This window comes from Janibacter sp. HTCC2649 (genome assembly GCF_000152705.1).
Lineage (GTDB): Bacteria > Actinomycetota > Actinomycetes > Actinomycetales > Dermatophilaceae > Knoellia.
Genome location: NZ_CH672413.1, coordinates 302,751 through 315,226 on the forward strand (window position 1 = coordinate 302,751; position 12,476 = coordinate 315,226).

General features: G+C 68.1%; 12 protein-coding genes. 8 read left to right on the forward strand and 4 right to left on the reverse strand.

All coding sequences use genetic code 11. The annotated features are described in order from the left end of the window. The first annotated feature begins 12 nt into the window (after positions 1–12). Positions 13–690, forward strand: coding sequence for an endonuclease/exonuclease/phosphatase family protein (locus JNB_RS01505; protein ID WP_009774621.1), 678 nt, complete (start codon positions 13–15; stop codon positions 688–690). A 5-nt stretch (positions 691–695) separates the two neighbouring features. Here JNB_RS01505 and JNB_RS01510 read toward each other — a convergent pair whose 3' ends face one another. Beyond that, on the reverse strand, positions 696–1,217 hold the full coding sequence (locus tag JNB_RS01510) for a hypothetical protein (RefSeq protein ID WP_009774622.1): 522 nt from the start codon (positions 1,215–1,217) through the stop codon (positions 696–698). Between the two features lie 163 nt (positions 1,218–1,380). Between JNB_RS01510 and JNB_RS01515 the strand changes: the two genes are divergently transcribed. The 5 genes from JNB_RS01515 to JNB_RS01535 all read left to right on the forward strand — a co-directional run bounded on the left by JNB_RS01515 (position 1,381) and on the right by JNB_RS01535 (position 6,614). Further along, a complete protein-coding gene (locus tag JNB_RS01515; RefSeq protein ID WP_009774623.1) occupies positions 1,381–2,214 on the forward strand; it encodes a 1-acyl-sn-glycerol-3-phosphate acyltransferase in 834 nt (277 codons plus the stop codon). A 4-nt stretch (positions 2,215–2,218) separates the two neighbouring features. Next, positions 2,219–3,391: a MacS family sensor histidine kinase gene (gene macS, locus JNB_RS01520; RefSeq protein ID WP_148232272.1), complete on the forward strand. Its 1,173-nt coding sequence runs from the start codon at positions 2,219–2,221 to the stop codon at positions 3,389–3,391. An 8-nt stretch (positions 3,392–3,399) separates the two neighbouring features. Beyond that, on the forward strand, positions 3,400–4,098 hold the full coding sequence (locus JNB_RS01525; RefSeq protein ID WP_009774625.1) for a response regulator transcription factor: 699 nt from the start codon (positions 3,400–3,402) through the stop codon (positions 4,096–4,098). A 79-nt stretch (positions 4,099–4,177) separates the two neighbouring features. After that, positions 4,178–5,524, forward strand: a complete 1,347-nt coding sequence (locus JNB_RS01530) for a class II 3-deoxy-7-phosphoheptulonate synthase (protein ID WP_040883467.1) — start codon at positions 4,178–4,180, stop codon at positions 5,522–5,524. A gap of 46 nt (positions 5,525–5,570) precedes the next feature. After that, the gene (locus tag JNB_RS01535) at positions 5,571–6,614 is read left to right on the forward strand and encodes a low specificity L-threonine aldolase (RefSeq protein WP_009774627.1); all 1,044 of its coding nucleotides are present in this window, start codon (positions 5,571–5,573) and stop codon (positions 6,612–6,614) included. Positions 6,615–6,709: 95 nt separating this feature from the next. Here JNB_RS01535 and JNB_RS01540 read toward each other — a convergent pair whose 3' ends face one another. The 3 genes from JNB_RS01540 to JNB_RS01550 all read right to left on the reverse strand — a co-directional run bounded on the left by JNB_RS01540 (position 6,710) and on the right by JNB_RS01550 (position 10,771). After that, complete coding sequence (locus JNB_RS01540; protein WP_009774628.1) at positions 6,710–7,645, reverse strand: DMT family transporter; 936 nt, start codon at positions 7,643–7,645, stop codon at positions 6,710–6,712. A 1-nt stretch (position 7,646) separates the two neighbouring features. Then, positions 7,647–9,593, reverse strand: a complete 1,947-nt coding sequence (gene pknB / locus JNB_RS01545) for a Stk1 family PASTA domain-containing Ser/Thr kinase (RefSeq protein WP_009774629.1) — start codon at positions 9,591–9,593, stop codon at positions 7,647–7,649. Positions 9,594–9,655: 62 nt separating this feature from the next. Then, positions 9,656–10,771: a LysM peptidoglycan-binding domain-containing protein gene (locus tag JNB_RS01550; protein ID WP_158306111.1), complete on the reverse strand. Its 1,116-nt coding sequence runs from the start codon at positions 10,769–10,771 to the stop codon at positions 9,656–9,658. A 125-nt stretch (positions 10,772–10,896) separates the two neighbouring features. Here JNB_RS01550 and JNB_RS01555 point away from each other — a divergent pair, with 125 nt between their 5' ends. Next, a complete protein-coding gene (locus JNB_RS01555) occupies positions 10,897–11,286 on the forward strand; it encodes an Rv2175c family DNA-binding protein (protein ID WP_009774631.1) in 390 nt (129 codons plus the stop codon). Between the two features lie 405 nt (positions 11,287–11,691). Then, positions 11,692–12,432: an AbiH family protein gene (locus JNB_RS01560; protein ID WP_009774633.1), complete on the forward strand. Its 741-nt coding sequence runs from the start codon at positions 11,692–11,694 to the stop codon at positions 12,430–12,432. Positions 12,433–12,476: the final 44 nt, after the last annotated feature.

Consider the following 12,476-nt stretch of genomic DNA (forward strand, 5'->3'; position numbering starts at 1 on the left):
GGTGGGCCGGGCATGACGACGATCCGGATCGCGAGCTACAACACCCGCGACTTCCTCGAGGACCCGTATGCCGCGGCGCGGGTCGTGCGCGCCATCGACCCGGATGTGTTGTGCCTCCAGGAGGTCCCGCGGCGGTTGTTCTCGACGAGGCGAGTCGCGAACTTTGCGCGTCACTGTGGGATGTCGTGGTCTGGCCGGCACCGGGGGAGCGGCGGCACGACGATCTTCACGTCCCAGCGGGTCGACGTCGTCGAGTCCATCCACCACCGGCTGCGGGTCGCGCGACTGCAGCGCACGCGTGGCTTCGCCGTGGCCCGGGTCGCGGCACCCGGGTGCGAACCCGTCGCCGTCGCAAGCGTGCACCTCAGCCTGGACGCCCACGAGCGCGCTGCCCACGCCCAGGTCATCCTGCAGACGATCAACGTGGGGGGTGAAGTGATCCTCGCCGGAGATCTCAATGAGGGGGACTCCGGAGACGCGTGGAAGGCGTTCGCCGGTGTGATGCGGCTCGTCTCGCCCACGACGCCGACCTATCCGGCGACGCGACCACGCAAGGTCCTCGACGTGATCTTCGCCTCGGCCGGGCTCCAGGCCGAGCCGCACGTCGACCTGCCCATCGCGGAGGCCGACCTCATCGCCGGCAGCGACCACCGACCCACGTGGGTCGACATCAGGCTCCAGGAGACGTAGGTCGCTCAGACGCGGGCGCCGTCGTCATCGTGCGGATCGCGCAGTTTCGGCGACCGCATGACGAGCAGGGCGAAACCGCCGAGGAAGAGCACGATCGAGCCGAGGATCCACCAGCCGCGATAGAACGGGCCGGTCAGCGCGATCCACACCATGAGCAGCGGGCCACCCACGAGGCCGACGATCGCGCCCCAGTAGCCGAGGTCCTCGCCCGGCGGGAGCTGCACCGGGCCGGGCTCGAAGTGGTCGTCGTCCTCGGCGTCGATGCTCGGACCCTCGCGCCAGATCTCCGGAGGCTCATGGGGCGCAACGACGGCCGGCTCAACGTTGACGACCTTCTGGTCATCGACCTCGGTCCCGACGTCGTCGGACTCGACCTCGGGCTCGGGTGAGGGAGTCTCGGGACGGGACAGGGCGGCATACGCCGTCGTGATGTCCTGGACGGTCCGCGGCTTGGGCGGCTGGATCGAGTCGTCGTCCCACCGGGCGATGATCGCGTCGAACTCGGCGTCGATGTCACGCTCGCTCATGGCTGCCTCACGGGAATGGGGAAGAACAGTAGAAATGGTGCCACGGACCTGACCTGGCGCGCACCGGAACCTCTGTCGCAACGTTGTCCACGATCGGATTAGTCCGACCGGTATGTCGCAACCCGTGCACTAGAGTCATCGAAACTCGACGGAAAGGACGACGGTGTTCTACTGGGTGCTCAAAACGGTGATCTTGGGACCGCTGCTCAAGATGCTGTTCCGCCCTTGGGTCAAGGGTGAGGAGCACATCCCGGAGACCGGGGGCGCGATCTTCGCCAGCAACCACCTGTCGTTCTCGGACTCGATCTTCCTGCCGCTCGTCGTTCCGCGTCGCATCACCTTCCTCGCCAAGGCCGACTACTTCACCGGGGTGGGGCTCAAGGGCCGGCTGACGGCCGCCTTCTTCCGCGGCGCGGGCCAGGTCCCCGTCGACCGCTCGGGCGGCAAGGCCAGCGAGGCTGCGCTCAACACAGGGCTGAAGATCCTCCGGAAGGGCGAGCTGCTGGCCCTGTACCCCGAAGGCACGCGTTCGCCCGACGGTCGCCTCTACAAGGGCAAGACCGGTGTGGCGCGCATGGCCCTCGAGGCGGGCGTCCCCGTCATCCCCGTGGCGATGATCGACACCGACAAGGCGCAGCCCACCGGTCAGGTGGTCCCCAAGATCATGCGGGTCGGTGTCCGGGTCGGCAAGCCGCTCGACTTCTCCCGCTACAAGGGCATGGAGGACGACCGTTTCGTCCTGCGGTCCATCACCGACGAGGTGATGTATGCGCTCATGGAGCTCTCCGGCCAGGAGTACGTCGACATGTATGCCGGGTCCATGAAGGACCGCATCACCCGCGCCAAGAAGATCCTCCAGCGCGAACAGGCCGAGGCGGCCAAGCCCGGCCGCGCCGCCGATGAGCTCGAGCGCGAGCTTGAGGGCGACTCGGGTGCTGACGGTGCTGACCGCGCTCACAACAGGTCTCGCGGCACCGACGAACAACGTGCTGGCTGAACCCATGAACCGCCGGGGGGCCCTGTTCGGGGTGACGTACCGCTCGGTGCGCACCGGGCGTTCCGAACCCGTCATCATCGAGGCGTTCTCTCGCGGGCTCGACTACTTCCGTCCCGCAGCTGCCCTGTATGCCGGGTTCCTGGTGTGGGAGCGCTACCAGACGATGGCGCGGCCCTGGGTCGCGTTCACGACCATCGCCGTGCTCATGGGCTTCAGCCTGCTGCTCCTCGTGTTCCGCCGTCGCACGACCTGGCTGCTCGGCATCGAGTTGGGGCTTGCCGTGGGTGGCATCTTCGCGACGCTCCTCGCTGACCACCCCGAGGATGTTGCTGGGGGCACGCTGACACTGCCGACGATGTGGGCGGCAGGAGGTGTCGCCGGAGCCGCCGTCCTGCACGGGCGCATGGGCGGCCTCATCGCTGCGGGCATCGTCGCTGCCGCCGACCTCATCGAGATCGGCACCCCCAACGGCGGCACGTGGCACAACATCATCCTGCTCTTCCTGCTCGGCGGCCTCATCGGACTGGCCGTCGACCTCGCCCGCGGCGGGCTCTACCGCTACGAGCAGGTGCTCGCCGAACGCGAGCGGCTGCGCGAGCGCGAGCGCCTCGCCCGAGTCGTCCACGACGGGGTCCTGCAGACCCTGGCCTTCATCCATCGGCGCGGGGGAGAGATCGGGGGAGAGGGCGCCGAGCTCGGAGCCCTCGCCGCCGAGCAGGAGCGCACCCTGCGACGACTCGTGGCACAGGATGTCGTCGGGTCCCGCCTCGCCGAATCCGTCGAGGGAGAGCTCCGCCGAGACCTGCGGGTGCTGCTCGGTGCACACGAGGGCGAGCGGGTCAGTGTCTCGCTGCCGGGTGGCCCTGTTCCGTTGGAGCAGAACCGTGCTGAGGAACTCGACGCAGCCGTCGCGGCAGCTCTCGACAACGTCGCGCGGCACGCCGGTGAGGACGCCGAGGCCTGGCTCCTGCTCGAGGACCACGGAGACACCGTCACCGTGACCGTGCGCGACAACGGCGTCGGCGACGAACCCACTCACCTGCTCTCGGCGGCCTCGCGGGGCCGGCTCGGCGTGAGCCAGTCGATCATGGGGCGCGTGCGCGACCTCGGTGGCACGGCCGAGATCATCACCCGTCCTGGCGCCGGCTGCCGCATCGTCATCACCGTCCCTCGCTAGGAGTCTCCTTGACCCAGGATCCGCCCCGCACGACCGTCCTCGTCGCCGACGACCACCCCCTGTGGCTCGGCGCCCTGGAGCGTGACCTCGCGCAGGCTGGCCTCGACGTCGTCGCCACCGCAGCCGACGGGCCGTCGACGGTGCGCCGGACCCGGGCCACGCGGCCCGACGTCCTCGTGCTCGACCTCAACCTGCCCGGGATGCGCGGCGACGAGGTGTGCCGGGCCCTCGGCGACCTCGAGACCCGTGTCCTCATCCTCTCGGCGAGCGGCGAACAGCTCGACGTCCTGGCCGCCATCAAGGCCGGAGCCACCGGCTACCTCGTGAAGTCGGCGTCGAGCGAGGACATCGTCGCGGCCGTCCTCGCCACCGCCCGGGGTGAGGCCGTGTTCACCTCGGGTCTCGCGGGTCTGGTGCTCGGTGAGTTCCGCCGGATGGCCGCCGATGACGGTGAGGCCGTTGCGGCGCCCCAGACGGCCGACCGGCCCATCCCGGAGCTGACAGATCGCGAGACCGAGGTCCTGCGCCTCGTCGCCACCGGGATGTCCTACAAGGAGATCGCCGCCGAGCTCTTCCTGTCGCATCGCACGGTCCAGAACCACGTCCAGAACACCCTTGGCAAGCTGCACCTCCACAACCGGGTCGAGCTCGTCCGGTTCGCCCTGGCGCGTGGTCTGGAGGACGGACCCAACGGCACCGACACGTGAGTCACGGGGCTCGGTGACTGACCGGCATACGGGCGCCGCAGGCCATCACGGAAGACGCGCCTATCCTTGGCGGGTGAGCATGACCACCAATCCCGACCAGCGCACTCATCTCGAGGCGACTCCTGACCTCCCGGCTGCCCAGCAGCCGCTGTGGCCGGATGCTGCCGCCCTCGACGCCGCCGTGGCCGAGCTCGCGACCTATCCGCCTCTCGTGTTCGCCGGTGAGTGCGACGTCCTGACCAGCCGCATGGCCGCCGCCAGCCGCGGTGAGGCCTTCGTGCTCCAGGGCGGCGACTGCGCCGAGACCTTCGCCGGGGCGACCGCGGACAGCATCAGGGACCGGATCAAGACGATCCTGCAGATGGCGGCCGTGCTGACCTACGGCGCATCCGTGCCGGTGGTCAAGGTGGGTCGCATGGCGGGGCAGTTCGCCAAGCCGCGCAGCAGCCACACCGAGACGCGCGAGGGCGTGACCCTGTCGGCCTACCGCGGTGACATGGTCAACGACTTCGAGTTCACCGAGGCCGCACGCAACCCCGACCCGCAGCGGCTCGTCCGGGCGTACCACACGAGCAGCGCGACGCTGAACCTCGTGCGGGCGTTCACGACCGGTGGTTTCGCCGACCTGCGTCACGTCCACGACTGGAACCGCGGCTTCGTCGCCAACTCCGCCAACCAGCGCTACGAGAAGATCGCCCGCGACATCGACAAGGCCATGAAGTTCATGGCTGCGTGTGGCGCCGACTTCGAGGCGATGAAGGGCACCGAGTTCTTCGCCGCGCACGAGGCCCTGCTCCTCGACTACGAGCGGCCGCTCACGCGCGTCGACTCGCGCACCGGCAACCTCTACGACACCTCGGCCCACTTCGTCTGGATCGGCGAGCGCACCCGCGATCTTGGCGGGGCGCACCTCGACTTCGTCAGCAAGATCCACAACCCGATCGGCATCAAGGTCTCGGCCAAGGCCCAGACCGACGACCTGCTGCGGATGATCGACCTCGTCGACCCCGAGCGCACCCCCGGCCGACTGACCTTCATCACCCGCATGGGCGCCGGCCAGATCCGCGAGGCGCTGCCGCCCATCGTCGAGAAGGTCACGGCGAGTGGCGCGGCCATCACCTGGATCTGCGACCCGATGCACGGCAACACGTTCGAGTCGGCCTCCGGCTACAAGACGCGTGACTTCGACGATGTCGTCGACGAGGTGCGTGGCTTCTTCGAGGTGCACCAGGGACTCGACACGGTCCCCGGCGGCATCCACGTCGAGCTCACGGGCAACGACGTCACGGAGTGCATCGGCGGTGCCGAGAAGATCCTCGACGCCGACCTCAACAAGCGCTACGAGACGGTCTGCGACCCGCGCCTCAACCACCAGCAGAGTCTCGAGCTGGCGTTCCTCGTTGCCGAGATGCTCAGCCGCGACTGACGTGGCGGCTTCGGAAACGACGAACGACACAACGCAAGACGCCGGTATGCCGCGTCGCTGGGTTGCGGACCTTCTCTCGGACACGCTGACCCAGCCGACGCAGGCCATGCGTTCGGCGATGGCGCAGGCGCCCGTCGGGGACGACGTCTTCGGTGAGGACCCGACGGTCAACGAGCTGGAATCGCGAGTGGCGGCTCTGCTCGGGCACGAGGCGGCTCTGTTCGCCCCGACGGGTTCCATGGCCAACCAGCTCGGCATGCGCCTGCACGTCGAGGCCGGTCAGGAGATCATCGCCGACACGCTGGCGCATGTGCTTCGGGCCGAATTGGGCGCCGCCGCAGTGCTTTCGGGCATCTCGTCACGGACGTGGCCGAGCGAGCGTGGCCGTCTGGTGCCGTCCGGACCGCTCGGTCTCATGAGTGTCGGCGCCGGGCCGTATCAGGTTGGCACAGCGCTCATCGTCGTCGAGAACACGCACAACTTCGGCGGCGGCACGATCCAGTCCTTGGACGCCATCCGTGAGGTGCGGTCGGTCAGCCGTGAAGCCGGTGTCGCCATGCACCTCGACGGTGCCCGGCTCTGGAACGCCCACGTCGCGACCGGCATCCCGCTGTCCGACTACGGTCGCGAGTTCGACACCGTGAGCGTCTGCCTGTCCAAGGGCCTTGGCGCTCCGGTGGGCTCGGTTCTCGTGGGGTCGGCGGCGCTCATGGAGCGAGCGCGCATCTGGCGCAAGCGTTTTGGCGGTGGCATGCGTCAGGTCGGCATTCTCGCGGCCGCTGGCCTGTACGCCCTCGACCACAACATCGAGCGGCTTGCCGATGACCACGCGCGGGCCAAGCGCTTCGCCGCCGCCGTGGGTGAGGTTGCTCCTTCGGTCGTCAGCCCGGACCTCGTCGAGACCAACATCGTCATGCTCGACGTCAGTCAGACGTCGTTCACGCCGGCCGAGCTCGTCGACGCAACGGGAGCACGCGGCATACGCACGTATGCCGCGGGGCCGTCGGCTGTGCGACTGGTCTGGCACCTCGATGTCGATGACGCGGCCACGGATGCCGCGACCGACGTCGTCGCCGACCTCCTGCGCTGACCCCAACTGCCGACATCGTGCCCCGTACGGACACATCGGTGGGGCCTTCGGCCGGGAGATGCGTCCGTACGGGGCACGAAGTCGCGGGGTGTGACTCAGACGTCGTGGTGCAGGATTTCCGCCGGGGGGTCCTCGAGCGCTGACACGTCGTCCTGGTGGGTGCTGCCGCGGAGCTCGACGAGATACATGGCGCCCAGGACGAGCCCACCACCGAAGAGCAGTCGCCACGTGACTCCCTCGTTGCCGAAGAGCACCGCGAACGTCGCTGCGAAGACGGGCTCCATCGCCATCACGATGGCGGCACGAGTTGCGGTGAGGTGTGCCTGCGCCCACGTCTGCGCGATGAGGGTGCCCGCACCGGCCACGACTGCCATGTAGATCAGCGAAGTCCACTGGCCGCCCGTCGTCGGCAGCGCCACCCCATCGGGCAGGGCTGCGACGAGGCAGATGACGGCGATGACGGCCGCCTGGATGGTCGACAGGCCCAGAGCCGTCGATCCCTTGGACCAGCGGCCCAGGGCCAGGATGTGCAGCGCGTAGATCACGGCGGAGCCCAACGTGAGAGCCGAACCGAATCCCATCGACAGCCCCTGAAGCGACAGGACCGCGATGCCGATGGTGGCGATGCACGCTGCGATCCAGGCAGCCCGTGGGATGTGGTCGCGCAGCAGCAACGCGCCGAGGACCGGGGTCAGGACGATGTAGGTGCCCGTGAGAAAGCCGGACACCGACGCCGGGGTGGTCTCGAGTCCGACGGTCTGCAGGAGCTGCGCCACGGCATACAGGACACCGAGACCGGCGCCGAGCGCGAGCTCGCGGCGGGTGAGGGCCAGGGTCTGCCGGTGGAAGAGCGCGAACATGAGCACCGCAGCGATGCCGAACCGCACGCCGAGGAAGTCCGCCGACGGAACGTGCTCGACGAGGTCACGGATGAGGAAGAACGTCGAGCCCCAGACGGCCGTGACGGCGAGGAGCAGGAGAACGGCGAGCCGGGCCCGCCCGTCGTGGGCGAGCGAAGAGGGTGCGGTCACCTCAGACCGTCGTCACGACGATCTCGGAGCCCTTGGGCACCTGATCTCCCTCGCCCGGGTTGAGGCCCTGGACCGTACCGAAGTTGATGCCCGGGATGGCCTGGCGCTCGGTGACCTTGAAGCCGAGCCCACCCAGGATGCCCTTGACCTCATTGAACTGCTTGCCGATGAGCCCACCGGGGACCGCGACGAGCACGGGTCCGTCGGACACCACGACAGAGACCTTGTCGCCCTTGAAGAGCGTGCCCCCGGCCGGGTCCTGACGGATGATCGAGTCCTTGGGCACCGTGTCGCTGTTCTCCCTCGGACCACCCTCTTCGACGACAAGACCGGCCTTCTCGAGAGCTGCCTTGGCGGCGTCGAACGGTTTGCCCGTGAAGTTCTCGACCGAGATCGGCTTCTGACCCTTGCTCACGGTGAGGGCCACGGACGTCCCGCGCTTGGACTGCACGCCAGCCTTGGGATCGCTGGCGATCACCTGACCGCTGGGGACGTCTTCGCTGAAGGTCTCGGTGACCTTGCCGACGACAAGGTTGGCTCCGGTGATCTGGGTCTTCGCCTCGTCCAGACCCACTCCGGCCAAGGTGGGCACGACATAGCGCTCCGGCCCCTTGGAGACGACGAGAGTGACCGTGGTGCCGCGACGGACCTCCGCGTTGGCCTTGGGCGTCGTCGAGATGACAAGTCCCTTGGCCACGCTCTCGCTGAACCCGTCCTGGCGCGTGGGGGCAAGGTGCTGGGTGCGCATGGTGGCCTCTGCGGCGACGACGGGCTTGCCGACGACCGCCGGGACAATCGTCGGGGCGCCGGGGCCGGCGATGAAGAACCACGCCGTGGCCGAGGCGATCGCAGCGGAGACGATGACGAGGATCCACGGCCACACGGCCCGGCGACGCGTTCGCGGTGGCACGGTGCGCGCAGTGCGCGCGGGCAACCCAGCGGTCGCGGGAGGTGCGCCGCGCACCTGGTCGCGCAGCGACGGCCCGGCATACGCAGGGTTGGGGCTTGGGATCGGCCGCTGGACCGGCAGTGCCGTGGTGCGGGTGATGGTGGAGGCTGCGGCGTCGACCGCCGACGGCCGGTCGTCGAGCTCGTCAGCGGTCAGCTCGCGGCGGGCGGTGCGCATCAGGGTCGCGAACGCCGCTGCATCGGCCGGACGTCCGTCGGGGTCGAGTGAGGTCGCGGCAGCCACGAGCTCGTCGAGGATCTCGGGGGACTCGGGGGAGCGGCTGCGCAGGCGCGGGGCTCCGTTGTGGACGTGCTGATAGGCGACGTTGATCGCCGTGTCGCCGTCGAAGGCCTTGGAGCCGGTGAGCATCTCGAAGAAGACGAGCCCCGCGGCATACACGTCACTGCGAGCGTCGGCGATCCCGCGCTCGACCTGCTCGGGCGACAGGTAGGCAACGGTGCCGAGGAGCAGCCCCGACGAGGACGTCACGGTCTGCGAGGTCACGGCGCGGGCCAGGCCGAAGTCGGCCACCTTGACCGCGCCGTCCTCACGCAGGATGACGTTCTCGGGCTTGATGTCGCGGTGGATGATGCCCGCATGGTGCGCCGCGGCGAGGGCGTCGAGCACCGGGACCATGATGTCGAGTGCGGCCCGCGGGGTCAGGGCACCTTCGGTGTCAATGACCTCACGCAGCGTCTGGCCCGGGACGTACTCCATCGCGAGGAACATGAGTCCGTCGTCCTCGCCCTGGTCGTAGACGGCCACGACACCGGGATGCGACAGGCGGGCGGCGGACCTGGCCTCGCGGTGGAAACGCGAGCGGAACGTGGCGTCCTGGGCGAGGTGCGCCCGCATGACCTTGAGCGCGACTTCGCGGTCGAGCCGGGTGTCCAGCGCGAGGTAGACGGTCGCCATTCCACCGTCGGCAAGGCGCTCGATGACGCGGTAGCGACCGTCGAGGAGCTCGCCGACGAGGTCGTCGGTGGGGGCGGTGGACACCCGTTGAGTGTACGGACTGCGCGGACGCAGCCCGTGGACCCCGGTGTCGGACGCTCCCGGTGTCACATACGACCCTTGAGCGCCTTCACCGTTGCGACGTAGGTCTTGGTGTCGCTGTACATGCCGCGCTTCTTCACCGATGACAGGCCCTGGTAGTAGCCCGCGATCGCGATGTCCTCGGACGCTGCAGAGCGGGTGAGAGCGCGGAGCATCACGACGCCGGCGGTCGCGTTGTCCTGCGGGTTGAGCAGGTCGAGCTTGCGGCCGACGAGCGAGGAGGCCCACTCACCACCGGACGGGATGACCTGCATCATGCCGACGGCGTTGGCGACCGAGACCTGGCGCTGGTTCCAGCCGGACTCCTGCATGGAGATCGCGAGCGCCAGCTTCGGGTCGACCCCATGACGTCGGGCGGTCGCCGTGATGAGGGCCTTGGTCTGCGAGCGGGTCGGCACCTTGCGGTCCGCGAGGATCGCGCGGTTGCGGGCGGCGTTCGCGACGACCTTGGCGGGGTAGGTGCGTCCGGCGAACGAGTTCGCGGCGGGCGCGGCCTTGCGTGCCGCCGTGGCGGGGATGACGAGGCGCTGTCCCGTGTAGATGACCGTGCCGCGCAGTCCGTTGGCCTTGACGACCGACGAGACAGTGCGTCCGAACTTTGCCGCAACTCCCAGCAGGGTGTCGCCGCTCTTGACCCGGTATGCCGTCTGCGGGGCTTTTGCTTTCGTGCTCGCCTTGGCGGCGGGGGACGTGGCGGCGGCATGCGCGGAGCCGGTGAGGCGCAGTTGCTGGCCGGGGTAGATGAACGACTTCGGGGAGATGCCGTTGGCCTTGGCGATCGCGGGCATCGTTGTGCGGTAGCGCGCTGCGATGCCGTAGAGAGTTTCGCCGGCGGTGACCGTGTGGATAGCGCTCGTGCGCGTCGTACGGGGAGCGGCCTTGGCGGTCGAGGTGGCTCGGCCGGGCACCTGGATGGTCGAACCGGTCCAGAGGCGGCGGGCGTCACTGATGTGGTTCTTGGCGGCGAGCGCCCGGGGCGTCGTCCTGAAGGTCGCGGCGAGTCCGATGAGGGTGTCGCCGTCCTTGACGGTGTAGGTCGTCCAGCCGTGTGGTGCTGGGCTCGAGTGGGTCGAGACGGTTGTCGGGATGAGGGCGGCGGGTGGGACCGTCGCGGGGGGCATGGCGATGACCATGTGGGCCGTCCTTTCCGAGACGACGAGCTGGGGGAGCCGTCGTGTTGTCTGTGTGACTGCTGTGATAGGCGATGCCAGAGTAGCGGGTGTGACTAGTTCGTGGGGGATTGAGGATGTGGCACGCTGGCCTCGTGACTGCTCAGCACCCTGAACTCGAGTCCCTCGTCGGCCAATGGCTGACCGTTCCTGACCTCGCCGAACGCCTCGGACTCCCGATGTCGACGGTGCGTCAGCTGATCGACGACCGCGAGGTGCTGGCAGCCCGCATCGGCGAACGCAACGTCATCGCCGTCCCCGAGAAGTTCCTCGACGACGAAGGCATCCTGCCCGCGCTCAAGGGCACGTTCACCGTGCTCGGCGACGGCGGTATGAACGACACCGAGATGCTCATCTGGCTCTTCACCCCGGATGCCTCACTGCCCGTCGAAGGCGCCCCCATCGACTCGCTCCGTGGCGGTTTCAAGACCGAAGTCCGACGCCGAGCCATGGAACTCGCCTTCTGACGCTTCCCCGTTGAGGCCCGACGCGGTCTGTCGCATAGACGGGGGTTTCAGTTCATCCTTCGTTCGAGCGTGCGGTCAGGCCGACTACCGGCAAACGCCGCACGGCGTGACGGAAGGTCTGAACTGCATATGAGCGATTTATGGGGTGCGGCCTTCCGCCCATAGACCCACGGTCGAAGCGTCCCGAAGGACGCCCCACACCGGCCAGACTGTCCGTGCACAAGAAAGTGGCGCTCGACCTAGTCGGTTACAGGCTGGCGACCACCGCTCGGCCGACGTGTCGGAGAACCATGTGCCGTCGGTCGCCACCATCTTCCGCGAGGGCCACCCACTTAAGATCACCAACATGGCCGCGGCGCACACCAGGCGCATACGCCTAGACCGCGAAAGGTAAACAGGACCGGGATGGGCTATCGCACGTTCACGACTGCCGACTACCGGGCGCTGAGGCGCCAGCACAACATAATGGTGCTGGTGGGCAACGGCTTCGACATCCAAGTCACCCGGCGCTACGAGTCTCGGTTCTCTCCACGCTACCCAGCCTTTTACCACTACCTCTTGTCTCGGGTCTTCGACTCCTCGAACCTTGTGGTCCGGCAGATGGCCACCGCCAAGGAGGATGGTCAGGAGAACTGGAGTGACGTCGAAGCAGCGATCGGTCGCCTCATCACAATTGAGGGAGGCTGGCACTCGGCTGACGCAGTCTACGAGGCGACGCTCGCCATCCAGTCAGCATTCTCGGAGTACCTGGAGCTCGTCGCACCGCCCGACCTACTCGCCCGAGTCGGCGAGGACTCAGCGAAGGGATCCTTGGCCGTAAAGTCAATGGCGGACTTTATTGGGGACGTCGCCAAGGGGTCTTCGACCTTCGACTCCTTCGCCTTTCCCGAAGAGACCCACCACTACGACCTGTTCAACTATCTGTTCGTCAACTTCAATTACACACCTCTGCTAGACGACTACGTCTTCCGCGACGCCCAACAGTTCCGACCACAGGCGCACAAGTATGCCGACCGGAACTTCCAGTTCTGGCCCAACCCAACTAATCATCCGGATGGGTTTGGAAACCACGAGACCAGCTGGTCCAGCTATGTCCGCAGCGAAGTCATCCATCCCCACGGACGGGTCTGCCCAGAGTTTGGTTGACACCTGACCTGTGAGGATTCGTCCTCGCTGGAAGGATGTTCACC

Bases quoted from the DNA above. Each gene is read 5' to 3' on its own strand.
- JNB_RS01505 (WP_009774621.1), top strand. From the start codon at position 13: ATGACGACGATCCGGATCGCGAGCTACAACACCCGCGACTTCCTCGAG.
- JNB_RS01510 (WP_009774622.1), bottom strand. From the start codon at position 1,217: ATGAGCGAGCGTGACATCGACGCCGAGTTCGACGCGATCATCGCCCGG.
- macS (WP_148232272.1), top strand. From the start codon at position 2,219: ATGAACCGCCGGGGGGCCCTGTTCGGGGTGACGTACCGCTCGGTGCGC.
- JNB_RS01530 (WP_040883467.1), top strand. From the start codon at position 4,178: ATGACCACCAATCCCGACCAGCGCACTCATCTCGAGGCGACTCCTGAC.
- JNB_RS01535 (WP_009774627.1), top strand. From the start codon at position 5,571: ATGCCGCGTCGCTGGGTTGCGGACCTTCTCTCGGACACGCTGACCCAG.
- JNB_RS01550 (WP_158306111.1), bottom strand. From the start codon at position 10,771: ATGCCCCCCGCGACGGTCCCACCCGCCGCCCTCATCCCGACAACCGTC.
- JNB_RS01555 (WP_009774631.1), top strand. From the start codon at position 10,897: ATGTGGCACGCTGGCCTCGTGACTGCTCAGCACCCTGAACTCGAGTCC.
- JNB_RS01560 (WP_009774633.1), top strand. From the start codon at position 11,692: ATGGGCTATCGCACGTTCACGACTGCCGACTACCGGGCGCTGAGGCGC.